Origin of the sequence: Paracoccus spongiarum, from assembly GCF_030732095.1 — a bacterium.
GTDB lineage: Bacteria > Pseudomonadota > Alphaproteobacteria > Rhodobacterales > Rhodobacteraceae > Paracoccus > Paracoccus spongiarum.
Genome location: NZ_JAVAMQ010000005.1, coordinates 177,501 through 201,508 on the forward strand (window position 1 = coordinate 177,501; position 24,008 = coordinate 201,508).

Annotated in this window: 19 protein-coding genes; 10 read left to right on the forward strand and 9 right to left on the reverse strand. The window is 69.2% G+C overall.

Annotation, left to right across the window (positions count from 1 at the left end; genetic code table 11):
• Window positions 1-30: 30 nt before the first annotated feature.
• The 7 genes from Q5Y72_RS07745 to Q5Y72_RS07775 form a co-directional block, all read right to left on the reverse strand.
• Window positions 31-4,509: a translocation/assembly module TamB domain-containing protein gene (locus Q5Y72_RS07745; protein ID WP_305962829.1), complete on the reverse strand. Its 4,479-nt coding sequence runs from the start codon at window positions 4,507-4,509 to the stop codon at window positions 31-33.
• Window positions 4,509-6,341: an autotransporter assembly complex protein TamA gene (locus Q5Y72_RS07750; protein WP_305962830.1), complete on the reverse strand. Its 1,833-nt coding sequence runs from the start codon at window positions 6,339-6,341 to the stop codon at window positions 4,509-4,511. Before Q5Y72_RS07750 ends, Q5Y72_RS07745 begins: the two co-directional genes overlap by 1 nt.
• Before the next feature lie 146 nt (window positions 6,342-6,487).
• On the reverse strand, window positions 6,488-7,414 hold the full coding sequence (locus Q5Y72_RS07755; protein ID WP_305962831.1) for a glucokinase: 927 nt from the start codon (window positions 7,412-7,414) through the stop codon (window positions 6,488-6,490).
• 16 nt (window positions 7,415-7,430) lie between these two features.
• Entirely contained in the window at window positions 7,431-8,537 is a 1,107-nt protein-coding gene (locus Q5Y72_RS07760; protein WP_305962832.1) for an ABC transporter ATP-binding protein, read from the reverse strand.
• Between the two features lie 3 nt (window positions 8,538-8,540).
• The gene (locus Q5Y72_RS07765; RefSeq protein ID WP_305962833.1) at window positions 8,541-9,398 is read right to left on the reverse strand and encodes a carbohydrate ABC transporter permease; all 858 of its coding nucleotides are present in this window, start codon (window positions 9,396-9,398) and stop codon (window positions 8,541-8,543) included.
• The gene (locus tag Q5Y72_RS07770) at window positions 9,388-10,260 is read right to left on the reverse strand and encodes a carbohydrate ABC transporter permease (RefSeq protein ID WP_305962834.1); all 873 of its coding nucleotides are present in this window, start codon (window positions 10,258-10,260) and stop codon (window positions 9,388-9,390) included. The genes Q5Y72_RS07765 and Q5Y72_RS07770 overlap by 11 nt, the downstream gene beginning before the upstream one ends.
• A 60-nt stretch (window positions 10,261-10,320) precedes the next feature.
• A complete protein-coding gene (locus Q5Y72_RS07775) occupies window positions 10,321-11,562 on the reverse strand; it encodes an ABC transporter substrate-binding protein (RefSeq protein ID WP_371930793.1) in 1,242 nt (413 codons plus the stop codon).
• A gap of 193 nt (window positions 11,563-11,755) precedes the next feature.
• Here Q5Y72_RS07775 and Q5Y72_RS07780 point away from each other — a divergent pair, with 193 nt between their 5' ends.
• The 7 genes from Q5Y72_RS07780 (at window position 11,756) to Q5Y72_RS07810 (ending at window position 17,691) form a co-directional block, all read left to right on the forward strand.
• On the forward strand, window positions 11,756-12,460 hold the full coding sequence (locus Q5Y72_RS07780) for a response regulator transcription factor (RefSeq protein WP_305962836.1): 705 nt from the start codon (window positions 11,756-11,758) through the stop codon (window positions 12,458-12,460).
• Window positions 12,453-13,856, forward strand: coding sequence for a sensor histidine kinase (locus Q5Y72_RS07785; protein WP_305962837.1), 1,404 nt, complete (start codon window positions 12,453-12,455; stop codon window positions 13,854-13,856). The genes Q5Y72_RS07780 and Q5Y72_RS07785 overlap by 8 nt, the downstream gene beginning before the upstream one ends.
• Window positions 13,857-13,960: 104 nt before the next feature.
• A complete protein-coding gene (locus Q5Y72_RS07790; RefSeq protein ID WP_305962838.1) occupies window positions 13,961-14,392 on the forward strand; it encodes a hypothetical protein in 432 nt (143 codons plus the stop codon).
• Between the two features lie 86 nt (window positions 14,393-14,478).
• Window positions 14,479-15,447, forward strand: coding sequence for a TRAP transporter substrate-binding protein (locus tag Q5Y72_RS07795; protein WP_305962839.1), 969 nt, complete (start codon window positions 14,479-14,481; stop codon window positions 15,445-15,447).
• Between the two features lie 7 nt (window positions 15,448-15,454).
• Window positions 15,455-15,979 (forward strand): TRAP transporter small permease, encoded by a 525-nt coding sequence (locus tag Q5Y72_RS07800; protein ID WP_305962840.1) that lies wholly within the window; start codon window positions 15,455-15,457, stop codon window positions 15,977-15,979.
• Window positions 15,972-17,261: a TRAP transporter large permease gene (locus Q5Y72_RS07805; RefSeq protein ID WP_305962841.1), complete on the forward strand. Its 1,290-nt coding sequence runs from the start codon at window positions 15,972-15,974 to the stop codon at window positions 17,259-17,261. The genes Q5Y72_RS07800 and Q5Y72_RS07805 overlap by 8 nt, the downstream gene beginning before the upstream one ends.
• Before the next feature lie 88 nt (window positions 17,262-17,349).
• Window positions 17,350-17,691 (forward strand): DUF2853 family protein, encoded by a 342-nt coding sequence (locus Q5Y72_RS07810; RefSeq protein ID WP_305962842.1) that lies wholly within the window; start codon window positions 17,350-17,352, stop codon window positions 17,689-17,691.
• Here the strand turns inward: Q5Y72_RS07810 and Q5Y72_RS07815 are convergent.
• Window positions 17,682-18,302, reverse strand: coding sequence for an enoyl-CoA hydratase/isomerase family protein (locus Q5Y72_RS07815; protein WP_305962843.1), 621 nt, complete (start codon window positions 18,300-18,302; stop codon window positions 17,682-17,684). The two genes, Q5Y72_RS07810 and Q5Y72_RS07815, sit on opposite strands and share 10 nt — an antisense overlap.
• Before the next feature lie 76 nt (window positions 18,303-18,378).
• Here Q5Y72_RS07815 and Q5Y72_RS07820 point away from each other — a divergent pair, with 76 nt between their 5' ends.
• From Q5Y72_RS07820 to Q5Y72_RS07830, 3 genes are all read left to right on the forward strand, one after another.
• Window positions 18,379-20,034, forward strand: a complete 1,656-nt coding sequence (locus Q5Y72_RS07820; RefSeq protein WP_305962844.1) for a DUF2125 domain-containing protein — start codon at window positions 18,379-18,381, stop codon at window positions 20,032-20,034.
• A gap of 102 nt (window positions 20,035-20,136) precedes the next feature.
• On the forward strand, window positions 20,137-21,510 hold the full coding sequence (locus Q5Y72_RS07825) for a TldD/PmbA family protein (RefSeq protein WP_305962845.1): 1,374 nt from the start codon (window positions 20,137-20,139) through the stop codon (window positions 21,508-21,510).
• Window positions 21,497-22,279 carry an inositol monophosphatase family protein gene (locus tag Q5Y72_RS07830; protein WP_305962846.1) on the forward strand — a complete coding sequence of 261 codons (783 nt, stop codon included), beginning with the start codon at window positions 21,497-21,499 and terminating at the stop codon, window positions 22,277-22,279. Before Q5Y72_RS07825 ends, Q5Y72_RS07830 begins: the two co-directional genes overlap by 14 nt.
• Here the strand turns inward: Q5Y72_RS07830 and Q5Y72_RS07835 are convergent.
• The gene (locus Q5Y72_RS07835; RefSeq protein ID WP_305962847.1) at window positions 22,276-23,808 is read right to left on the reverse strand and encodes an SARP family transcriptional regulator; all 1,533 of its coding nucleotides are present in this window, start codon (window positions 23,806-23,808) and stop codon (window positions 22,276-22,278) included. The two genes, Q5Y72_RS07830 and Q5Y72_RS07835, sit on opposite strands and share 4 nt — an antisense overlap.
• Window positions 23,809-24,008 lie beyond the last annotated feature (200 nt).

The window sequence follows — 24,008 nt, forward strand, 5'->3', positions numbered from 1 at the left end:
CGCCGACGCGGGGCACCGACGCGGGCGCGTTCAGTAGTCGCGCTCGAAATAGACGCCGAGGGTGCTTTCCCCGTCGCTGCCGACCGAACCCCGCGCCCGCAGGCTGTCCGAGATATCGAGGTTGAGGTTGATCGTGGTGGTGCCGTTGTCGCCGACCGAGACATCCGAATAGAGATTCTCGGTCAGGTATTTTCCGGCCCGCACCTGGACATTGCCCTCGTCGTCGGTCTGCAGGTCCAGATCGTCCAGCCCCACCTGGTTGCGCAGCCGGCCGACGATGCCCTCGCCGCCGCGCCCGGCCAGGACCGCCAGCGCATTCGCCAGCTGCGCCGCCTGCAGCGGGCTGATGTTGTCGAGGCCGCGTCCGAACAGCAGCTGCGACAGAACCTCCTCCTCGGGAAGCTCGGGCGAGGATTCGAAGGTGATCTCGGGATCGCGCGCCTCCCCGTCGATGATGATCCGGGTGGTGATTCCATCCTGCGAGGTCGAGGCGACCAGCCGGATCACGGGGATCAGGCTGCCCTGCAACTCGACGAGCCCCTCGGACAGGTCGAACCGCTTGCCCAGCAGATCGACCCGGCCACGGATCAGCGACAGATGCCCGATCGGGATGACGTTCCGGGTCGTGCCCTGGATCCTCAGTTCGCCGCCCAGTTCGGCATCGACACCGCGACCGCGGACAAAGACGCGATTCGGCGCGTTGATCACCAGGTCCAGCCGCGGCGGGTTGGCCGGGGGCGTGGCGGCCGGACCGCCCATCCCCGCGTCCCGCGACGCCGCGCTGGGGTACTCCTCCAGCCCGGCCTTGGCGCGGGTGGCGCGCACCGGGCGGGTATCGCCGACATGGTTGATATCGGGGATCGCCTTCGCCCCGCCCAGCCCGGTCGAGGGGATGCGGATCTCGGTCTCGGCCAGATCGACCCGGCCCGAGATCAGCGGACCATTTGCAAGGCTGCCGGTAAAGCGGACCTCGCCGTTGATCGTCGTCTCGTACAGGTTGGGATCGCGCGCCACGACATTGTCCAGCCGCACGTCGAGATCGGCGGTGCCAGCGCCGAGGTCCAGCGGGCCGGTGACGACGATCTGGCCACCCGCCGCGACATTTGTCCGCGCGTCCAGCGCGATCCGCCCGCCCTGCAGGTCGGCCGTCACATTCGTCTGCTCAAGCCGGATGCCGAGGCCGGGGTCCGCGACCTGCCCGTTGCTGAGCGTCACCCGCCCGGACAGCGATTGCAGGGAGGGCGGCCCCGCCAGTCGCAGGTCGATGCGCAGCGGCCCCTCGATATTGCGGGTGCGCACGAAGCCGTTGGCGATCGCGGCATCGCTGGCGCCGGCGATCGACAGGTCGGTGGTCGAGAAGTCGCGCGCCGCCGAGCCCGAGATCCGCAGATCGGTGTTGCCCGGCGCCCGCGCCGCCAGATCGACGACGAAATTCCGCCCGGATTCCCGCACCGTCCCGTCGATGCTGACCGGCCCGGGCAGTTGCGGCTGAATCAGCGCCAGATCGGCAAGCCGGGCCTGCACGTTCAGCCCCGAGGCAGTATCGCCGCTGGCATCGACCTGCACTTGCGGATTGCGCAGGTCGATGCGCTGGATCGACAGGCCGGCGGGCGATTGCGTGGCGGCCAGGTCGAAATCGGTCCGCCCGCGCAGCAGCGGGTCCAACCTGGGCTGGCTGAGGGACAGGCCGGTGGCGCTGCCCGTTGCGGTGATCCGCCGGGTGCCGTCGGTCTCGACGAGGCGGGCGTCGGTGGTCACGGCGCCGCTGATGCCGTTGCCCAGAAAGCGCAGGTCCCCGGCGCTCAGCCGCGCGCTGACATCGGTCTGCCCCGCGCCGACCTTGCCGGTGGCGGTCGCGCTCAGGCGCGGGTTGTCGATGCGCGCATCCTCGATGGTAAAGACGCCGTCGCGTTCGGTGCCGGTGACCGCCAGCCGCGTCTCGCCCGCCAGAGCGCCATCGACCTGCGCCTGCCCGAACGCCAGATCCTGCCCGGTGCCGGACACCTCCAGCCGCCGCACGCCGTCGCCCGCCTCGCGGAAGCTGCCGTCAAGATCCAGCGCGCCGCGCCATCCCGGCCCCAGGAAGGCCAGCGACCGGGCATCGACCTGCGCCGTCACATCGGTGACGCCCTTGCCATAGACCCCCTCGGCCGTGGCGTTCAGCTGATCGTTGGTCAGCCGCACGTCGCGCAGCGTGATCACGCCGTCCTTTTCCTCGGCCAGCAGCTTCAGCGTGGTCGCCCCGGTCAGCGCGCCATCGACGCCGGGCTGGCCCAGCGACAGGTTGCGGCCGGTGCCGTCCAGATCGACCCGGCGGGTGCCGTCGGTCTCGCCCAGCCGCGCCTGGGCGGTCAACTCGCCCGTCCAGCCCGGACGCAGAGCGCCCAGGTCGGGCACCTCCAGATTGGCGACCGCGTCCAGCGCGCCCCTCGCAAAGCTGCCCTCGGCATCGGCGCGCAGCTGCGGGTTGGCCAGTTCCAGCCGTTCGATCTGGTATCCGCCCTCGGCCTCGCCCGCGATCACAGCAAGGCTGGTACGCCCCTGCAGGGCGCCGTCCAGCGCCTCGATGCCAAGGCGCAGGTCGTTGGCCTCGCCGCTGACCGACAGGCGGCGCTGGCCCGCGGCGCCGGTCAGCCGCGCCTCGGCCTCGAGGTCGCCGGAATATCGCGGGTCGGCGGCTTCCAGAGAGGGCATGGCGATCCGCGCCGCCACATCGCTGGACAGGCTGTTCAGATAGCCCTGCGCCTCGGCGCTCAGGCCCTGCGCGTCGACGGTGAACTGACTCAGCTCGATGCCCGTCTCGTCGCGGCGGGCCAGCAGGCTGATCCGGGAATCACCGGCCAGCAGCCGGTCAAGCTGGGGCTGGTCCACGGCGATGTCGGTGCCGCGGATCTGCGCGTCGATGTCGAAGCTGCGGTTCAGCAGCCGGTAATATCCGGTCACAGAGGCATCGGCGCGGCCCGCGACGCTGCGCCCCGCAAGACTGGACAGCCGGCCCAGATCCTCGTAGCGCGCATCGACATCGGCCGACAGCAGGAAGCCGCCCGACAGGCCCGACAGCAGGAAATATCCCGACAGCCCGTAATCTTCGCCGTCAAGCGTCAGCTGCGAGATCTCGGCCGCCTGCCCGGGGGTGAACTGGAACCGCATCTGGCCCGTCACCGCATCGCCGACGGCCTCGGCCAGCGCCGGGTCGTCGAAGGCAAGCTGCGTGGCGCCGAAGTCGATGTCGCCGGTCACTTCCGACAGCGCGCTGCCCGCCAGCAGCACATCGCCCGCGCCCTCCAGCGTCAGCGCCTCGATGCGCGCCTGGCCCAGGTCCAGCTGGCCGACGCGGCCGTCCAGCGTCCAGCCCTGCCCTTCGGCCGAGTCATATTGCAGGGTCAGCCGCCCCGATTCCACGCTGGTCTCGTCGCCGCCGAAGGGCAGCTTGACGGGCAGTTGCGCCGCGCCCGCGTCGCGGCCGAGCGCGATCACCAGATTGGCCCGCTGCGGCGCGTTGCTGGCGTTGGTTTCCAGTTCGCCCGACAGCGTCAGCGCCTCTGTTTCAAGCCGCAGTTCGGGGATCTCGAGCCTCCCGTCCTCGCCGCGCCAGCCATTCGCGACCAGCCGCGTCTGCGTGCCGAAGAAGGCGCGGTCCGCGGGCGGCAGCAGCGCGGCAACGTCGCCGCCCAGATCGACCCGGAAGCCGGTGCCCTGCGATCCGTCGCTGCCCGGCCGGCCATTCGCGCTGACCTCGCCGGTCACGCGCGGCTGGCCGTCGCTGGCCAAGCTGATATCGGCCACGAAATCGGTGATCTCGCCCTCGCCGCTGATCTCGGCGCTGATCGAGGGGCGGTCATGGATGTTCAGCAGGTTGACCAGCAGCCCGTCGGCCGCCTCGTCCAGCCTGAGATTGGCACGCAGCACACGGGTGTCGTTGGAATAGCCGGCATCCAGCACGAATTCGCCGCGCGGCCCGTCCAGCCGGTCGATGGTCAGCTGTGCCTCGCCCTCGCCGCCCGACAGCGACATGGCGCCCTGGGCCGAGATCGCGGCCTCGAGGCCGAAGACCGGGGCGCCGATCTCGACCCGGCGCACCTCAAGCTTTTCGACCTGGATGCCGACCGGCAGTTCGGGCAGCGCGAATTCGCGGGCCTCGGCGGTCGGCGCGTCCTCGGCCGCGCCGGGCAGGCGCGGCAGCAGCACGCGATCGGCCGACAGTTCCGCGATGTCGATGCGGCCGCGAAGCAGCGCCGAGCGGTTCCACTGGATCGCGCCGTTCTCGAGCGTCAGCCAGACGCCTTCGGTGTCGGCGATGGTCATCCGGGTGAAGGTCGCGCGCGAGGACAGCGCCCCGGCAAAGCCGTCGATGGTGACCTGCCGCCCGGCGCCCGACAGGTTGCGTTCCAGAAGCCCGGTCAGGAAGCCCCGATCGTCCTCGACCTGTTCGGACAGCTCGGCCGCGTCCTGCGCCAGAACCATCAGCGGAAGCAGAAGCGCCGCGAGAAGGAGAAAGATCCTGCGCATCAGAACGCCTGCCCCAGTCCAAGATACAATTGCACCCCGTCATCGGTGTCGCCGTCGCCCACCGGCGCGGCGATGTCGAAGCGCAGCGGCCCGATGGGCGTGCGATAGCGCACCCCGGCGCCGGCGCCGGCATGCCATCCGGCATCGCCCGAGAAGGAACTGTCGCCCCACACCCGGCCGTAATCCGCGAACAGCACCAGCCCGATGTTTTCGCGGACCTGAAAGCGCATCTCGGCGGTGGCGTTCGCCACGCTCATCCCGCCGGTCTTGATGGGGCCGTCGGGGCCGGGAATCTCCGAGACGCCAAGCGACTGGTAGGCCTGCCCGCGCACGGTCCCGCCGCCGCCCGAATAGAACAGGTATTCGCGCGGCGTCTCGGCGATGCCGGCGCCCTCGATCGTGCCGGCGCGCAGCCGCCCGGCCAGGGTCAGACGGTCATCCTCGCCGAACGAGTAGTAGCCGCGCCCCTCGCCCAGCAGGCGCACGCCGCTGCCGGTGTCCTCGAAGCCCTTGAACGGCGTCGCCTCGGCGGACAGATAGAAGCCGCGCTTGGCGTCGGTCGGCACGTCGCGCTTGTCCCAGGTGACATCCATCGGCAGGGCCAGCACCTCGAAATCCGAGCGGCCATTGGCGTCGTTGACGCGCGAGACGTGATACTGGATCGCCAGGTCGGCCGTCAGCTGTTCGCTGAAGATCTGCGTGAAGCCAAGCGCGACGCTGGCGGAATCCGAATCGTAATCCTCCTCGCGCATGCGGGCCAGCTTTGTCTCGACATAGGCGGTGGTGTCGGGGGTGATGGTCGCGGGGCGGTCGATCCTGAGGGTCAGTTCCTCGTCGCGCCCGCTGGTATCCGAGCCGATATCCGACATCTCGGCGTCGATGCGCAGCCGTTCGCCGCCACCCAGCAGGTTGCGATGCATCCAGTAGGCCGAGACCTGCGCGCCGTCGGTGTTCGACAGCTCGAACCCCGCACCGATGCGCCGGGGTTTCTGCTCGACCAGGGTCAGATCGACATCCAGCGTGTCGCCCGGCCCCAGGGTCTCGGCCTCGGCCAGGGTGATCGCCGAAAACACCCCGGTGCGGCGCAGGCGCTGGCGGACCAGTTCCAGATCCTCGGGATCGAAGGGACGGCCTTCCGGAAAGCCCGCGATCTTGCGCAGCCGGCGCATGGTCATGCGATCGTTTCCGGTGATGTTCAGCCGCCCGAAGGTCACCGCGGGGCCCGGCGCCAGCGCGATCTGGCTGTCCACGCTGTCGCTTTGATGATCGGCGGTGATCTGCTGGCCGCCGACATCGGCCTTGGCATGGCCACGGTTGCGCCATCCCTCGACCCCGGCCACGGCGGCGGCCTTGATCGTGCCGGTGCCGGCAACCTCGCCCCGGGCGTATTCCGAGGGGATCTCGCTCTCAGGGGCGACCGGCGCGATGGCCGCGCGGGAAAAGCGGAAGGGTGGGCCGGGATCGACACTGACGACGACCTCGGTGACGGTCGCCGGCGCATCCAGCGGCGCGATCTCGGCCGCCTCGACGCCGTCCAGCGTGATGTAGATCAGCGCCGAGTAATGCCCGGCGTCGTAAAGCGAACCGAGGATGCGGGCATAGTCGGCGCGGGCGGCGGCAAGCACATCCTGCCCGGTCGTCCGCCCCTCGGCGAGCGCCCCGGCGATCAGCGAGCTGTTGCGGATGTTGCGCTCGATCGCGCCGTCATCGCCGGCGACGCGAAAGCTGAGCGACACCGGCCCTTCGGCCTCGCTGCCGCCGCCGAACAGGCCCGAAAACGGCGACGAGGATTGCCCCAGCGCAACGCCCGAAAATCCCAAGGCGGTGGACATGACCAGTCCTGCCCGCAGAAAAGCCCGCATTGTTCCTGCCCTGCCATTCTTGCTTTGCGGGCATTATGGGCCGGAAACCGTCCGCAGACAAAGCGATTCATCCGGGCGGATCGCGCGGACGTTAATCTTTTGGCCGGGTGTGACCCTTACGACAAAGCCGCAAGGCAGCCATGCAGCGCCGCCATGTCGTCGCGGATCAGGTAGATCGGCGTGTTGTCGGGGATATGGCGCATGTAGGGCTCGGCCAGGAAACCGGCCTCGAACAGGGCGATGCGGTCGGCGATGCTGCGGCCCACGCTGCCGGCGAGGAACAGCCCCTCCAGCGGCATGAAGCGCAGCGCGAGCTCCCGGCACAGCAGGCCGACCAGTTCGGCGAAGACGTCATAGGTGGCGACCGCCTCGGCATCGCCGGCCTCGGCGGCGCGGGCGATCTCTTCGCTGCGGATGGCGGCGGCGCCGGTCCGCGCGGCGTGGAACCGCGACAGCCCGCGACCGGCAAAGGTCTCTTCGGTCGAGGTGAAGGCCAGCGCCGCCCTGGCGCCCAGCATGTCGGCAAGGCGCAGATGGATGTTGGCGGGCAGGTGGGTGTGACCTTCCTCGGCCTCCATCGCGGTGATGGCGCCGCCCGGCAGCGCGCGGACGGCGCAGACGTTGAAGCCGGTGCCAAGGCCCACCACCAGCGCCTGCCCGTTGCGGGCGCGCGTCTCGGGCGCGGCGCGCAGCACCGACAGACCGTCGCCCGACAGCGCCGGCGTCGAATAGCCAAGCGCCGTCAGGTCGTTGATCAGCCGCACCTGGTCGGCATCGGTCAGCCGGGCCAGGCCATCCTCGGTCATCACCCAGTCGCGGTTGGTCATGCTGGCCCGGCCGCCGCTGACCGGACCGGCGACCGCGATGCAGACCGACGAGATGCGCGGCTGGTCCTGTTCCTGCAGGAACCGGCGCACCACGTCGTCGAAGCTGGCGAAGTCGTCGCCGCGAAAGCGGGTCAGCGTCTCGCCGTCGATGGCGCCGTTGCGCGCCAGCGCCAGCCGGGCATTGGTGCCGCCCACATCCCCCAACAAGATCGCCATTGCCGGTCCCTTCCGCCTAGTTCAGTCGCTGCCCGTCCTGCGGCGAGAAGTATGAAACCTTCGACAGGTCGAAGGCCAGAGGGAACTTCTGCCGCGGCCGCACCTCGGTCTCGGCGCGCAGCCGGGCGGTGACGGGCTTGCCGCCCAGATGCGTCACCGCGAAGGTATCGGCCCCGGCCGGCTCGACGATCTCGATCATCACGTCGCCGCCCGCGTCCTGCGCCGTGCCCGGCAGATGGGCGTTGCCGGTGGCCTCGTGGATGTCCTCGGGGCGCACGCCCAGCACGATCTCGGCCGGAAGGTTGCGCGACACCGGATCGGTGATGACCAGCGGCGCGTCGCCGTCGCGGTCGATCTCGATGCGGGTCTGGCCGTCCTCGGCGCGCACCCGGGCGGGGATCAGGTTCATCGCCGGGCTGCCCATGAAATCGGCCACGAACATGTTGGCCGGGCGGTTGTAGATTTCCGCCGGACTGCCGATCTGCTGGATCACCCCGCCCTTCATCACGACGATCTTGGTAGCCAGCGTCATCGCCTCGATCTGGTCATGGGTGACATAGACGATGGATGCGTTCAGGTCCTGATGCAGCTTCTTGATCTCGGTGCGCATGCTGACGCGCAGCTTGGCGTCAAGGTTCGACAAGGGCTCGTCGAACAGGAACAGCTTGGGATCGCGCACCAGCGCCCGGCCCATCGCGACCCGCTGGCGCTGGCCGCCCGACAGCTGGCCGGGCTTGCGCTGCAGCAGCTGTTCGATCTGCAACTGGCGCGACACCTCGGCCAGCTTGCGGTCCTGGGTCGCCTTGTCCACGCCCCGCACCTGCATCCCGAAGGTGATGTTCCGCGCGACACTCATCGTCGGGTAGAGGGCGTAGGACTGGAACACCATGGCGATGTCGCGATCCTTCGGGCTGACGCCGGTCACGTCGCGGCCGCCGATGCGGATGGTGCCCCCGGTGATCGGTTCAAGCCCCGCGATGCAGTTCAGCAGGGTGGACTTGCCGCAGCCCGAGGGTCCGACCAGCACCAGGAAGTCGCCCTCGTCGATGCTGATGTTGATGTCGTGCAGGATATGGGTTTCCCCGTAGGATTTCTGCAGATGGTCGATTTCGAGGATCGGCATGGCTTATCCCTTGACGCTGCCGGCGGTCAGGCCGCGGATGAAGTATTTTCCGGCGACGACATAGACCAGCAAGGTGGGCAGGGCGGCGATGATCGCGGCGGCCATGTCCACATTGTAGGCTTTGACGCCGGTGGTGGAGTTGACGATGTTGTTCAGTGCGACGGTGACAGGCTGGCTGCCCGGCCCGCTGAAGCTGACCCCGAACAGGAAGTCGTTCCAGATCTGGGTGAACTGCCAGATCACCGAGACGGTGATGATCGGCAGCGAGATCGGCAGGAAGATCGACCAGAAGATGCGGAAGAACCCTGCGCCGTCGACCTTGGCCGCCCGCACCAGCTCTTGCGGAATGGTGACGTAGTAGTTGCGGAAGAACAGCGTGGTGAAGCCGATCCCGTAGATCACATGCACGAAGATCAGCCCCGGGATGGTGCCGGCAAGCCCCATCAGCCCCAGCATCCGCGCCATCGGCATCAGCACCACCTGGAAGGGGATGAAGCAGCCGAACAGGATCGCCGCGAAGAACAGGTTCGCGCCCGGAAAGCGCCATTGCGCGAAGACGTAGCCGTTCAGCGCCCCGACGACGGTCGAGATCATCACCGCCGGCACCGCCATCAGCACCGAGTTCCAGAAGAACGGCCGCAGCCCCTCGCACTGGGTGCCGGCGCAGGCGGTGGACCAGGCCTCCAGCCAGGGCTGGAAGGTGATGGCGCGGGGCAGGGCCAGCAGGCTGCCGGTGCGGATCTCCTCGAGGCTTTTCAGCGATGTGGTCAGCATCACGAACAGCGGCAGCAGGTAGAACAGCGCGAACAGGATCAGGATGCCGTAAAGGCCCCAGCGCAGCAGGGTTGTGTTACTGGTCACGGCGCGGCCTCAATTCGCTGTAGAGATAGGGAACGACGATGGCAAAGATCACCATCATCATGATCATCGCACTGGCCGCCGCCTGACCCAGATCCCCGCGCGAGAAGGCCATGGCATACATGTAGGTCGCGGGCAGGTCGGTGGCATAGCCGGGGCCGCCATTGGTCAGCGCGATCACCAGGTCGAAGGCCTTGATCGCCAGATGCGCCAGCACGATGAAGGCCGACAGGAAGATCGGCGCCATCGTCGGAATGATGATCGCGGTGTAGATGCGCCGCGTCGGAATGCCATCGACCTGCGCCGCGCGGATGATCTCGGTATCGACCGACCGCAGGCCGGCGAGGAACAGCGCCATCACGAAGCCCGAGGCCTGCCAGACCGCCGCGATCACGACCGTATAGATCGCCATCTCGGGGCGGATCAGCCAGTCGAAGGTGAAATTCGCAAATCCCCAGTCGCGCATCATGTCCTGGATGCCGAGGCCGGGGTTCAGGATCCATTTCCAGGCCGTCCCGGTCACGATCAGCGACAGCGCCATCGGATAGAGATAGATCGTGCGCAGCACGCCCTCGGCCCGGATCTTCTGGTCGAGGAAGATGGCCAGCATCAGCCCGATCAGCATCGAGATGATGATGAACAGCGCGCCGAAGATGTAGAGGTTGTTCATCGCCACGTCCCAGCGCGGCGCGGCGAACAGGCGCGTGTACTGGCCCAGCCCGTCGATCTCGTAGCGCGGCATCAGCTTGGATTTCGTCAGGCTGATCCAGGCGGTCCAGGCGATGAAGCCGTAGACGAACACCAGGATCGCGACGAAGGACGGCGCCAAGACAAGCTTGGGCACGTTGCGTTCTAGCCATTCCATGTGTGGAAATCCCCCAAGGAAGTCCCGCGCCCCGATCTGCGGGGCGCGGGTCGGTCATGGTCACATCGAGTTGGCGACCGCGTCCGCGAGTTGCTGCACGGCGTCATCCGACGACATGTCGCTGTTGAAGAAAGCCGTCACCACGTCGGTGATCGCCCCGGCCTGCGCGCCGCGCAGCGCCATGCCATGCGCATAGGACGGCAGCAGCGAACCGTCGCCCGCATCCGCGTTCATGTCGGCACTGGATTGCTTGGCGCAGTCGTCGAACTCGTCCAGCGCGACATCGGTGCGCGCCGGGATCGAGCCCTTGTTGAGGTTGAAGGTCTTCTGGAACTCGGGTCCGACGATCAGCTTGGCCAGAAGCTGCTGTCCCTGCTGCTTGTCGTCGCCCTCGACCTCGAAGAAGGCGAAGCTGTCGACATTGTAGAGAAAGCCGTTGCCGGGCGTGGGCCAGCAGACGAAATCGACGCCCGGCTGCTTGCCGGCGGCCAGGAATTCGCCCTTGGCCCAGTCGCCCATGATCTGGAAGGCGGCCTCGCCATTCATCACCATCGCGGTCGCCAGGTTCCAGTCGCGGCCCGAGAAGTTGTCATCGACATAGCCGCGCAGGGTGCGCAATTCGTCGAAGACCTGCTTCATGGTGTCGGATTTCAGCGCCTCGGGGTCCAGATCGACCAGCGCCTTCTGATAGAATTCCGGCCCGCCCAGACCCAGCACGACGGTCTCGAACACGGTGGCGTCCTGCCAGTTCTGCCCGCCATGGGCCAGCGGCGTGATGCCGGCGGCCTTCAGCTTTTCGGCGGCGGCGTTGAATTCCTCCCAGGTCGCCGGCATGGTGATGCCGTTGTCGTCCAGGATCTTCTTGTTGCCCCAGATCCAGTTGACGCGATGCACGTTGACCGGCGCGGCGCACCACTGGTCCTCGCATTTCATGTGCGCGGCCAACTGTTCGGGCAGCACGTCGGCCCAGCCGTTCTCCTCGGCCACGGCGCTGATGTCGGCCAGTCCGGTTTCCTCGTACCACTCCTGGATGGCCGGGCCCTTCAGCTGCACGGCGGTCGGCGCGTTGCCGGCCAGCACGCGGGCGCGCAGCGCGGTCATCGCCGCGTCGCCGCCGCCGCCGGCCACCGGCATGTCGGTCCAGGTGCCGCCCTCGGCCTTGAACTGGTCCTGCAGCACGGCGACGGATTTGGCCTCGCCGCCCGATGTCCACCAGTGCAGCACTTCGGCGGTCGGCTCGGCCATCGCCGGAACGGCCAGCATCATGGCGGTCGAGGCCGCCAGAACGGTTTTCATAGACATGGATCCTCCCAGATCGGTGTTGCGCAGGGTCACGCCCCGCGTCGACCGTCATCATGCCAAAGTCGCAGCCATGACGACAATGCAGATCGGCCATGCAGCAGGCAAAATTCGGGCGGCCGCGTTACAAACTGTTACGAAGCCGCCGGCACGGCTGCTATCACCGGGCGACGGCCGGGCCGGGGAGGATTGCGACATGAGCCTGAAGCGGCTGCTGATCGTCGAGGATGATGCCGAGATGGCCGCGATGCTGGCGGCCTATCTGCAACGCCAGGGCTTCCACGTCACCTGCGCGGCCGATCGCGCCGGCGCGATGTCGGCTCTGAGAGCGGCGCGGGTCGACCTGATCCTGCTGGACGTGTCGCTGGGCGAGGATGACGGCGTGGCGATCTGCGCCGAGATCCGGGCCACGCAGGAGGTGCCGATCATCATGGTCTCGGCGCTGTCGGCGGATCACCAGCGGATGGCGGGCTATGAGGTCGGCGCCGACGACTACATCGCCAAGCCCTTCAACCCCGACCTGCTGCTGGCGCGCATCCGCGCCGTGCTGCGCCGCGCCCATCGCGCCGTCAGCCTGTCGCACCGGCGCCGCGACGCGATCTGCGACTTCGCCGGCTGGCGCTATGACGCCCGCCATGACGAGATGACCGCGCCCGGCGGCTGGCAGGTGTCGCTGTCCTCGCGCGAGACGGCCCTGCTGCGGGTGTTCCTGGCCAATCCGCTGATTCCGCTGAGCCGGGACGAGATCGCCGCGGCGCTGGATGACGGCGAGGCCGCCGAGGGCCGGGCCATCGACATGCTGGTGAACCGGCTGCGCCAGAAGACCGACCCCGCGCTGATCCGCACCGAGCGCGGCACCGGCTATGTCTTCGCGGCCGAGGTCATGCGCAGCGATGGCTAGGCGGCTCAGCCTGCGCTGGCTGGCCAGCCTGTGGATCGTCCTGGCGATGGCGGCGGGGCTGGCCTCGGCCTGGATCTGGATGTCGTCGCAGCAGGCCTGGACGGCGCATCTCGACCGCGCCTATGTCGCCGGGCTGGCCCTGCATGACAGCCTCGAGAATGGGGGACCGCTGCCCGAGGGCCTGAGCCGGACCCGGCTTGAAGGGGCGCCCGCCCTGCCGCCCGGCTGGCGCGAGACGCGGATCACCCTGACCGGCAGCCGGCCCGACCTGGCGCAGGGCTCGCGGCTGAGCCTGCGCCTGCAATCGCCCGACATCCAGTATCCGGTGGCCGACATCCAGACCCTGGGCGGCGGCTCGCAGGCGGCGGGGCTTGCCTCGGTGACCCGCACGATGGCGCGGTTCTGCAGCGATCCCCGGCTTTACGCGCAGCTGGACGGCGGCCCCTGGGTGCGCATCGACGGCGCCCCGCTGTGGGGTTGCGGCGCGGCGCCCACCGATCTGCGCCTGCTGGCCGGGGCGATCCTTGCCAGCGCGCTGGGCCTGTTGCTGGTCTGGGTGTCCGAGGTGTCGGGCGCCTTCGCCAGCTTTGCCGAGGCGCTGCGCGATCCGCGCGCGCGGAACGCCGAATTGCCCGTCGGCGGCGTCGACGAGCTGCGCCTGACCGCCGAGGCGGTGAACGCCTATGTCGCGCAGGATCGCGCCGCGCTGGAAAACCGCGCGCTGGTGCTGTCGGGGGTCAGCCACGATCTGGGCACGCCGGCCACACGGCTACGGCTGCGCAGCGCGCTGATCGAGGATGCGGCGCTGCGCGGCAGGCTGGAACGCGACATCGACGAGATGACCGGCATGATCGATGGCGTGCTGACCTATACCCGCGCCGAGATCGGGGCCGAACCCTTTCGGCAGCTGTCGCTGACATCGCTGGCCGAGGCGGTGGTGGCCGATTATCAGGATGTCGGCCTGCCGGTGCGGCTGGCCGAGGCCGCGCCGCGGTCGGCGGGCGCAGGCAACCTGTTTGCCCGTGCCGTCGCCCGCCCTGCGCCCGAAGGCCCTGCCATGCTGATGCGCGGCCAGCCGACCGCGCTGCGCCGGGCGCTGTCGAACCTGATCGACAACGCGCTGAAATACGGTCGCGAGGCCGAGGTCACGGTGGATGGCGACGCCGATGATGCGGTGCTGACGGTCACCGATCGCGGCTCGGTGCTGACCGAGGAGGATCTGGCCCGGCTGACCGGCGCCTTCCAGCGGGGCGAGAATGCCGGCGCGGCCGGCGGCGTCGGCCTGGGACTTGCCATCGTCTCGACCATCGCCGCGCAGCACGGCGGACGGCTTGAATTCGGCCGCGCCGAAGGCGGACTCGCGGCGCGGGTGGTGCTGTGCCGGCGGTGGGCGTGAGGGGTGCGGGCACGGCCGGAACCGCGCATCGGCGGAACCGCGCGGCGTTTTCGCGGGTTTTCCCCTTGAAACGACGCGCAACGACCCCAGGAAAGGCCCGTGCCATGACCCGCAATGCATCTTCGATCGCCCGCCTTGGCCTTGCCGGCAGCATCGCGCTGCTGCTGTCGGGTCCGGCGGTGGCGGCAACCCGTCCCGACCAGCCCGTGCAGGCCTGGCCCGCGATGCAGGACCGCCCCGTCGGTGTGCTTCTGGAACAGGCGCAGAGCCTGCCCAATTCTGACATGACCGTCGAGGACCAGCCCTATTGCGCCGCCAATACCGAAATCCACGCGACCCTGCAGAACGATTTCGGCGAAACCCGCGTCGAGGCGACCCGCGATGACGACGCGGTCCTGTGGGGATCCGAGCAGATGGGCACCTGGACGCTGGTGGCCCCGCGCAGTGACGACAGCAGCTGCATCATCGCCTCGGGCATCGGCTTTCGCGCCGGTCGCGACATCGAGGTGTATTACCGCACCGCCGGGCTGGACTGACCTCCGCGCGGCAGCCTGGCCTCGCGGCATTGCGCTTGGGTTGCAGGTCGCGCAAACTCCGGCCCGAACCATTCGGGGGAGACACCATGAAACGCCTGACCGCCGCCGCGCTGATCGGCACCGCATTCGCCGCGCCGGCCGCCGCGCAAGAGATCAAGATCGGCTATGCGCTGGCCGAGGACAGCCATTACGGCGTTGCCGCCAAGGCCTTTGAGGAGGCCGTGACCACAGCCCTCGGCGATCAGTTCAGCTTTCGCCACTTCCCGTCCTCGGGGCTGGGGGGCGAGCGCGAGGTGGTCGAGGGGGTGCAGCTGGGCACCGTGGAAATGACCATCGTCTCCACCGGGACGTTGTCGAACTTCGTTCCCGAGGTCGGCGTGTTCGACGTGCCGTTCCTGTTCCGCAGCCTCGACCATGCCCGCAAGGTGCTGGACGGCGAAATCGGGCAGGAAATGCTGTCCCGCTTTGACGACGCAGGCCTTCATGCGCTGGCTTGGGGAGAGCAGGGCTTCCGCCACATCACCAACAACCGCGGGCCGATCGCCGCGCCCGCCGACACCGCGGGGCTGAAGATCCGCACCATGGAAAATCCGGTGCATATCCAGGCCTTCCAGGCGCTGGGCGCCGCGCCCACGCCGATGGCCTGGCCCGAGGTGATCGGCGCGCTTCAGCAGGGCGCGATCGACGGGCAGGAAAACCCGCTGTCGGTGATCGTCTCGGCCAAGCTCAGCGAGGTGCAGAAATACCTGACGCTGGACGGGCATGTCTATTCGCCCGCGCTGATCCTCGTCTCGCCGCAGCTGTGGGACGGGCTGGACGACGCGCAGAAGGCGGCCTTCGACTCTGCTGCCCGCGACGCCGTGGCGGCGATGCGCGGCTATGTCGATCAGGTCGAGGCCTCGGGCGTCGAGACGCTGAAGCAGCAGGGGATGGAGGTGAACGCCCTGTCCGAGGAGCAGAAGGCCGCCTTCCGCGACGCGCTGGCCGAACCCTACAAGGCCTATGAGGCGCAGTTCGGCAAGGATCTGATGGATCGCATCCAGGCGGTCGAGTGACCGCACGATGCGGCAGATCGAGCGTGCCTTCGTCACGCTGAACGGCGCGGTCGTCATCCTCGGCCTGGCCCTGATGGCGGTCGTCGTCGGCTGGAACGTCGCCGGGCGCTATCTGGGCAGCGGCTCGCTGCCCTGGGCCGACGAGGTGGCCCGCTATGCGATGATCTGGATCACCTTCCTCGGCAGCGGGCTGGCCCTGCGCGAGGGCGCGCATGTTGCCGTCACCAATGCGCAAGAGGCGCTGCCCGGCAGCGGACCGCGCATCCTGCGCGGGGCAATCCTGCTGACCCTGTTCGTCTTTTTCGCCTTCATGATCTGGGTCGGCATCGACTACATGACGCGCATGTCGGTCCAGCGCTCGGCGGCGCTGCGGCTGCCGATGAAATGGGTCTATGCGGCGATGCCGGCGGGCTTTGCGCTGATGATCCTGCATCTTGCCTTGGTCGCGCCGCGCTATCTGCGCGCCGGGCTGGCCATCCCGCCCGACGCCCCCGGCGCCCGGCCCCCCTCGTCAAGCGCCCCGCATGGTTGAGATCCTGCTGGCCGCCTTCGTGATCCTGCTGGTCGCCGGGGTGCCGGTGGCCTTCGCGCTGGCACTGTCGGCCTTTGCGGCGGTCGGGCTGGGCGGGCGCTATCCCCTTGTGGTGGTCGTCAAGGAGATGTTCACCGGCCTCGACAGCTTTCCCCTGCTGGCGGTGCCCTTCTTCATCCTTGCCGCCGAGATCATGTCGGCCGGCGCGATCTCGGTCATGCTGCTGCGCTTTGCCTCGCAGTTCGTGGGCCATCTGCGCGGCGGGCTGGGCTATGCCAATGTCATCAGCTCGACGCTGTTCGCGGGCATTTCCGGCTCGGCGCTGGCGGATGCGGCGGGGCCGGGCGCGATGATGGTGCGGATGATGGAAAAGGGCGGCTATTCGCGCGCCTATGCCGGGGCGCTGACCATCGCCACCTCGGTCGTCGGGCCGATCATCCCGCCCTCGATCACCATGATCATCTATGCGCTGCAGGACCGCAACGTGTCGGTCGGATCGCTGTTCATGGCGGGCATCCTGCCGGGGCTGCTGATCTCGGCGGCGATGGCGGCGGTCAACTGGTGGATCAGCCGCCGGCGCGGCTATCGCAGCGCCGAGCCGCGCCCGCCCTTGCGCACCATGCTGCGCAACACCGCAACGGCGCTGCCCGCGCTGCTGCTGATCGTGCTGATCGTTGGCGGCATCCGGGGCGGAATCTTCACGCCCACCGAGGCCTCGGTGATTGCGGTCTTCTACGCCATCATCGTCAGCGCGGCGGTCTATCGGGGCTTTTCCGCCCGCGACCTTCTGGGGGCGTTCTGGCGCGCGGGCATCACCTCGGTCGCGGTGCTGATGATCCTGGCCGCGGCGCGGGCCTTTGCCTGGGTGCTGATCATCGAGGGCGTGCCGCAGGCGATGGCCGGAGCGGTTGTCGCGATGGACCTGTCGCCGCTGGCCTTCCTGCTGATGGTCAACCTGCTGCTGCTGGTCTTCGGCATGTTCATGGACCCGCTGCCGGGGGTAATGATCCTCGTGCCGATCCTCGCGCCCATCGCCCACGGCCTCGGCATCGCGGCGGATCATTTCGCCATCATCGTCATCGTCAACCTGACCTTCGGGCTGATGACGCCCCCGGTCGGCGGGCTGATCTTCGTGGTCGCATCCGCCACCCGCCAGCGCCCGTCGGATCTGGTGCGCGAATTGCCGCCCTTCTTCGTGGCGGCGATCGCGGTCCTGCTGCTGCTGACCCTGCTGCCGCAGCTTTCGACCCTGCTTCCCCGGCTCGGCGGCTTTTCGGGCTAGCCGCGCGAGGGCAGTTCTGCGCACTTGATTAAACGTGCCCCCGCCAGCATCCTTGGCCCATGACGAAGCCTCGGGAGGGACACGGGACATGGGCAAGCGCGACGACCTGATTGCGAAATACGCGGCGGATATCCAGGACAAGCTGGGGCAGGCGGCGGATATGGATCTGCTGACAAAGGTGACGATCGGCTGCGGTCCGGCGATCTACAATCCCGATGCCGAGACCGTCGCGGCCAGCGACGAGGCCGAGATCGAGCGGATCAGGTCGGGCTACCTGATGAAGAAGCTTGGCCTGCCCGACAGCCCGGCGCTGATCGAGGGCATCAACGCCGTCATCGACGCCTATGGCCGCTCGAACCGCAGCAAGTATCGCGCGGTTGTCTACTACCTGCTGTGCCGCCATTTCGGCCGCGAGGCGGCCTATGGCTGACTGACCATCGCCTTGATGGCGGTGACATGGGCGGGGTCGGCGGCCACGCAATCCGCCGCCAGCGCCTGGGCCTCGGCGATCAGCGTCGCCGCCGGGACGACGCGGTCGACCAGCCCCCAATCCAGCGCCTCGGCGGCCTCGACCTTGCGGCCGGCCATCAGGATCATCTTGGCGCGCGCCGCGCCGATCAACCGGGTCATGCGGCGCGGATCGCTGGGCTGCGGCAGAAAACCCAGCGTCATGACCGGATAGAAGAACCGCGCCTCGGGAACCGCGATGCGCAGGTCGCAGGCCAGCACCATGCCGAAGGCGCCCCCGGCGAGCGTGCCGTTCAGCGCCGCGACCGTCAGGCAGGGCATGGTCGCCACACGCGCCGACAGCCGTTCCCATTCGGGCGAGGTGGCAAGCCCCGCGCGGGCCTCGGCCAGGTCGGCCCCGGCCGAGAACACCGTGCCGGCACCGGTCAGGATCACCGCGCCGCTGTCGCGTGCGGCGATCTCGTCCAGTGCCGCGGTCAGCTCGCGCAGCATCGCCTCGGTCAGCGAATTGGCCTTGTCCTGCCGGTCGATGGTCAGCAGGTCCAGCCCGCCGCGACGCTCGTGCCTGATCACCGGATCGTCCCTTTTCCTTGCCCTGCCGCTGTGTCAGACATCGCGCAGGCTTGTTGTCCGACGAAAGGTATCCGGCATGTTCCGTCCGCTTGCAACCTCGGCCCTTGCGCTTGTCCTGGGCGCCGCGCCGGCCCTGTCCGAGGTCACCCCGGCCCAGGTCTGGGACGATATCGCCCGTTATTACGGCGATCTCGGCTATGAGGTGACGATCGGACAGCGCGACGAGGCCGGCGACCGGCTGGCGCTGCGCGACATCGCCATGACCTCGACCTCGGGGCAGACCACGGTCACCGTGCAGATCCCCGGCATCACCCTGCAGAAGGCCGGCGACGCCCGCGTGCGCAGCGTGATCGACGGGCAAGTGAGCGCGCGGATGGTCGCGGACGCGGCCGAGGAGGCGGACGACCTTGACCTGCAGGTTCTGATGAGCGTGCCCGGCAACGAGATGCTGTCCTCGGGCGAGCCTGCGGACATGCTGCACGAAATCACGATCCCGCAGGTCGATGTCGAGATCCGGCCCGACGCCGCCGACGCGGCGGGCGACGCGCCGGTCCGGCTGGGCATGCGCGCGGTGGACGCCACCTATCAAAGCCGCACCGGCCCGGGCAGCGAGTCGCTGTACGAAATCACCGCCGACACGCTGGATCTGGCGATGCAATTCGCCGAGATCGCGTCTCCGTCCGGGGCGGGCGAGCAGGCGCCCGCCGCCGGGGCTGGCGGGGATGCGGGTGGGGCGGACGTGGTTCCCGGATCGTTCAGTGCCGGCGCCAGCGTGGATGGCGTCATCATGACCGGCAGCATGGTCGCGCCCCGGGGCGGGGCGCCGCTGAACATGGCAGAGCGCCCGCATGAGGCGTTTCGTGACGGGCTGGCGATCAGCGGACGCATCGCGATGGGCCCGCTGGAGGGCAGCGCCGAATTCGAGGCGCCCGACAGCGAGGGTGCGATGCAATCCGGTTCGGCGCGCGTCGTGGCCGCGCGCAGCGAGATCTCGGTCGGGCTGGCGCGATCGGGCATGACCTATGCGGGCAGTTCGGCAGGCACCCGCGTCGAGATGAGCAATTCCGACCTGCCTATGCCGCTCAGCTATGCCGTCGAATCCGCCTCGGGGAAGCTGGTCCTGCCGATGTCGGCCTCGGACCAGCCGCAGCCCTTCGGGCTGGACTACGCCATCACGGGGCTGACGCTGGCCGACGGCATCTGGCAGCTGTTCGACCCCGAGGGCAAGTTGCCGCGCGACCCGGCGAACCTCACGCTGAAGCTCGACGGGCAGGCGATCGTGACCGAGGACTTCCTCGACCCGGCCTTCGCCGAGCGCATGGCCGAGGCCCCTGACCCGGCGACCGACACGGATCCGACCGCGCCGGCAGAGGGCGATCCGGCAGACGCGACCGCGCCCGAGACCCCGGTGCCGTTCCAGCCGCAGAGCCTGTCGATCACCACGCTGGCGCTGGACGCCGCGGGTGCGCGGGCCGATGTCACGGGCAAGCTGGAATTCACCGGCGAGGGCGGCCAGCCCGTCGGCACCGTCGAGGGCAGCTTCACCGGGATCAATGCGCTTCTCGACACGCTGGTCGCCATCGGCATCGTGCCGGCCGAACAGCAGATGGCCGCGCGCATGATGATCGCGATGTTCGCCCGCCCCGCCGAGGGCGACCCCGACGCGCTGCAGACCCGGCTGGAATTCCGCGAGGATGGCGCAATCTTCGCGAATGGCCAGCAGGTCCGCTGACAGGGCGGCGACAGTGCCGGAGGGCCGGGCCTGTGTCCGGCCCTTTTCGTTTGCGCCCGGCCCGCTGGCGCGCAAAAAGGGGCGAAACAGCATGAGGATGGCATGACGGGCACAGCCGGGGCCGAGGGAAATGCATCGCAGCTGCGCGATCTGGCCGAGGCTTTGGTCGGCGCGGCGCTGAAGGCCGGGGCCGGACAGGCCGATGCGCTGGCCATGCGCGGCGAATCGATCAGCATCGACGTGCGCGGCGGCAAGCTGGAACATGCCGACCGCGCCGAGGGCGTCGAAATCGGGCTGCGGGTGCTGATCGGCGGTCGGCAGGCCTGCGTGTCGGCCTCGGATCATGGCCGGGCCAGCATCGCCGAAATGGCGGGCCGCGCCGTCGCGATGGCCCGCGAGGCGCCGGTCGACGACATGCTGGGGCTGGCCGAGCCGGGGCAGCTTGCAACCGTCCGGGACGCGGCCGGGTTGCAGATCGCCGACGATCACCGCGATCCGGGGCCCGAGCACCTGCAAGAGCTGGCCCTGCGGGCCGAGACGGCGGCGCTGGCGGCGCGCGGCATAAGCCAGGTCGAAAGCGCCAATGCCAGCTTCAGCCGGAGGCACCTGTGGCTGGCGGCTTCGAACGGGTTCAGCGGCGGATATGCCCGCAGCACCCACGCCATTTCCGCCGTCGCGATCACCGGCGAGGGGCTGGGGATGGAGCGGGACTATGCCGCGGAATCGCGTGTCTGGGCCGCAGACCTGCCCGAGCCAGAAGAGATCGGCCGTATGGCCGCCGAACGCACGCTGGCGCGGGCCGGGGCGCGGCGGCCGCCGACCGGCGCCTTTCCGATCCTCTATGACCGCCGTGTGTCGGCCTCGCTGATCGGCCATCTGCTGTCGGCCGCGAATGGCAGCGCGGTGGCGCGGGGCGCAAGCTGGCTGCGCGACGCGCTGGACCTGCCGGTCCTGCCCGCCGGGATGGACCTGACCGAAGACCCGCTGCGCCCGCGCTATCCCTCGTCGCGGCCCTTCGATGCCGAGGGGCTGGCGACCGCGCCGCGCCGCATCGTCGAGGGCGGCGTGCTGCGCGGCTGGACGCTGGACCTTGCGACCGGCCGCAAGCTGGGCATGGACAGCACCGCCTCGGCCGCGCGGGGGCTGGCCTCGCCGCCCTCGCCTACCAACAGCAACGTGATCCTGACGCCCGGCACGGCAAGCGTCGCGCAGCTGCTGGCCGAGATGGGCACCGGGCTGGTCGTCACCTCGATGCTGGGGGCCTCGGTCAACGGCACCACGGGGGATTATTCGCGCGGGGCGGCGGGGTTCTGGGTGCAGAACGGCCAGATCGCCTGGCCGGTCAACGAATGCACCATCGCGGGCAACCTGCGCGACATGCTGATGACGCTGCGCGCGGCCGACGATGCGCTGCCCTGGCGCGGCGCCGAGGTGCCGAGCCTCCTGGTCGAGGGGATGACGGTTGCCGGCGCCTGACGAGGACCTGGCCCTGCTGCGGCAGGCGGCACGCGCGGCGGGCCGCATCGCGATGGGCTTCTGGCGGCAGGACCCGAAGGCCTGGGACAAGGCCGACGGCGCCGGGCCGGTGACCGAGGCCGATCTGGCGGTCAACGACGCGCTGCAGGCCCTGCTGACCACCGCGCGGCCCGATTACGGCTGGCTCAGCGAGGAAAGCGAGGCCGATCCCTCGCGGCTGGATGCGCGGCGCTGCTTCATCATCGACCCGATCGACGGGACCCGCGCCTTCATCGCCGGGCAGGAGGGGTTTTCCCATTCGCTGGCCGTGGCCGAGGGCGAGCGGATCGTGGCGGCGGTCGTGCATCTGCCGGTCAGCGATCGCACCTATACAGCGACCGCCGAGGGGCCCGCGCTGCTGAACGGCCTGCCGATTGCGCCGAGCGCGGCGGGGATCGACGGTGCAACCGTGCTGACCTATCGGGCCGCGTCGGAGCCCGCACACTGGGCGCAGGGGCGGGTGCCGCGGTTCCGGCGCGAATTCCGCCCCTCGCTGGCCTGGCGGCTGTGCCTTGCAGCCGAAGGCCGCTTTGACGCGGCGCTGTCGCTGCGCGCGGCCTGGGAATGGGATATCGCGGCCGGCAGCCTGATCGCGGAACGGGCAGGCGCGCGAGTCACCGACCGGCTGGGTCATCCGATGCGGTTCAACAGCCCGCGCGGCATGGTCGACGGGCTGATCGTGGCCGGACCGCGCCTGCATGGCGAATTGCTGTCGGCGCTGCGCCGCTAGATCAGCCCCGAGCGGGTAATCTTCAGCAGTCCCGCCCTGCGCAGCGAGTCGACCGGATAGGCGTCGCTGGCCATCAGCTCCAGGGTGAAATCGGGTTCCAGCTTCTTGAGCTTCTGCAGCGCCGCCTGGGCGCCCTGCTCGTCGCCCAGCTCATAGCGGATGGCGCTGAGAAAGCGCAGCGCCGGCCGGTTCTCGGGCGCATAGCCGTGGGTGGTGGCAAAGTAACGCTCGGCGCTGCGCAGATCGCCGATCCGCGTCGCCGCGATGGCGCGGCGCAGCACCCAGGCCGCCGGGCCCAGTTCGGACAGCGCGCTCATGTGGGCGGCGCTGGCCTCGGCCTCGGCCTCGCGGTGATGGCCCATGCCGGTCAGCGCGCTGGAATAGGCAAGCCGCGCGATGGGGTTCTCGTCGTCGATGGCGATGGCGTGGCGGGCCATGTCGAAGGCGGTCTCCGACTGCCCCTTCCAGGCCGCCACCATCGCGTTCACACCCAGCGCGGTCGGGTTTCCCGGCGACAGCTCGCGCGCCCGCGCGGCCATGTCCGAGGCCATCTCCTCTTCTTCCTGCGGGTTCTTCGCCAGCCGCTCGAGCAGCATCGTGTGGCGGATATAGGACCGCAGGGCCAGGATCACGGCCCGGTCGCCATTCGGGTCGATCTGCGCCAGCTGTTCGTCCGCACGCCGCAACCGCACCGCCGAGTAGCTGAAGACATCCTGCAAGGGCATCCGGCGCAGGCGCGGATCGGTGACCACCTCGCGCAGCGCCTCGACGCCGTGCAGGATCGCCACGGTCACGCCGCCGGCCACCCGCCGCAGATGCGCCGCGCTGTCCTCGGCCGGCAGCACGAAACGGCGCGACCACAGCAGCCGGCCATCGCTGCGCAGCCGGGCCGCGAACAGGATGACGATATCGTTGCCCGACCGGTTGGCCAGCGCCCCCAGTTCGATCCCCAGCGAGATCTTGCCGATGCCCGGATCGCCATGCACGACATGAAGGGGCAGAACGTCACCGACGCGCGAGGCGGCCTCTTGCAGGATCATCGCCGCGGTTACCGCCGCCTGCAGATCGCCCGACATCGGCGCCTGCAGGATCAGCGCGGGGGTTCCATCGTCAGCAATGCCGGCGGCCAGCTGGTCGTCGGCCTGATCCTCGTAATGGCTGCGGGCGTCGCGCAGCCAGTCCTCGAATTCCGGGTCGGCGATGTCCAGATCGGCCGCGAATTCGGGCCGCCTGCCATCGGCCCCCGCGCGCCCCGCCATGTCCAGCGCCACGATCTGCCCGTCAAGGCCGACCCAGCCCGGCCCGGTCACCACCGCATCGCGATGCGGGCCAAGCGCGATGCGGATCTCGCGCAGCAGCTGGCGGATGCTGGCGGCGCCCTGTTCCTGGTCACGCTCGCTGAACAGCAGGTCCTGAAGTCGGGGCCGGCCGATCTGCATGTTGACCGAGGTGCCCATCACGGCCAGCGCACCGCGCGCCTTCATCCCGCGCGGAGTCAGATTTTCCTGCGCGGGGCCAAGCAGTTGCACGGGCCCGGCAAGTCGCAATGTCAGTTGACCCACGGAACATACCCGTCGCTGATCTCAGGAAAATGTGTTAACCTTCAATCATCAGGAATAACACAGAAAAACACGCGAGACCGAAAGCGGCGGTTCACCAAAGGGTTTGAGTACGATGTCACTGCTTAACGCTCAGAATGCGCAAAATGCCCAGAACGCACAGAATGCGC

Coding starts and splice junctions, on each gene's coding strand:
- Q5Y72_RS07780 (WP_305962836.1), top strand. CDS start 11,756: ATGAGCCTGAAGCGGCTGCTGATCGTCGAGGATGATGCCGAGATGGCC.
- Q5Y72_RS07820 (WP_305962844.1), top strand. CDS start 18,379: ATGTTCCGTCCGCTTGCAACCTCGGCCCTTGCGCTTGTCCTGGGCGCC.
- Q5Y72_RS07745 (WP_305962829.1), bottom strand. CDS start 4,509: ATGCGCAGGATCTTTCTCCTTCTCGCGGCGCTTCTGCTTCCGCTGATG.
- Q5Y72_RS07795 (WP_305962839.1), top strand. CDS start 14,479: ATGAAACGCCTGACCGCCGCCGCGCTGATCGGCACCGCATTCGCCGCG.
- Q5Y72_RS07770 (WP_305962834.1), bottom strand. CDS start 10,260: ATGGAATGGCTAGAACGCAACGTGCCCAAGCTTGTCTTGGCGCCGTCC.
- Q5Y72_RS07775 (WP_371930793.1), bottom strand. CDS start 11,562: ATGTCTATGAAAACCGTTCTGGCGGCCTCGACCGCCATGATGCTGGCC.
- Q5Y72_RS07805 (WP_305962841.1), top strand. CDS start 15,972: ATGGTTGAGATCCTGCTGGCCGCCTTCGTGATCCTGCTGGTCGCCGGG.
- Q5Y72_RS07750 (WP_305962830.1), bottom strand. CDS start 6,341: ATGTCCACCGCCTTGGGATTTTCGGGCGTTGCGCTGGGGCAATCCTCG.
- Q5Y72_RS07790 (WP_305962838.1), top strand. CDS start 13,961: ATGACCCGCAATGCATCTTCGATCGCCCGCCTTGGCCTTGCCGGCAGC.
- Q5Y72_RS07760 (WP_305962832.1), bottom strand. CDS start 8,537: ATGCCGATCCTCGAAATCGACCATCTGCAGAAATCCTACGGGGAAACC.
- Q5Y72_RS07755 (WP_305962831.1), bottom strand. CDS start 7,414: ATGGCGATCTTGTTGGGGGATGTGGGCGGCACCAATGCCCGGCTGGCG.
- Q5Y72_RS07825 (WP_305962845.1), top strand. CDS start 20,137: ATGACGGGCACAGCCGGGGCCGAGGGAAATGCATCGCAGCTGCGCGAT.
- Q5Y72_RS07785 (WP_305962837.1), top strand. CDS start 12,453: ATGGCTAGGCGGCTCAGCCTGCGCTGGCTGGCCAGCCTGTGGATCGTC.
- Q5Y72_RS07810 (WP_305962842.1), top strand. CDS start 17,350: ATGGGCAAGCGCGACGACCTGATTGCGAAATACGCGGCGGATATCCAG.
- Q5Y72_RS07800 (WP_305962840.1), top strand. CDS start 15,455: ATGCGGCAGATCGAGCGTGCCTTCGTCACGCTGAACGGCGCGGTCGTC.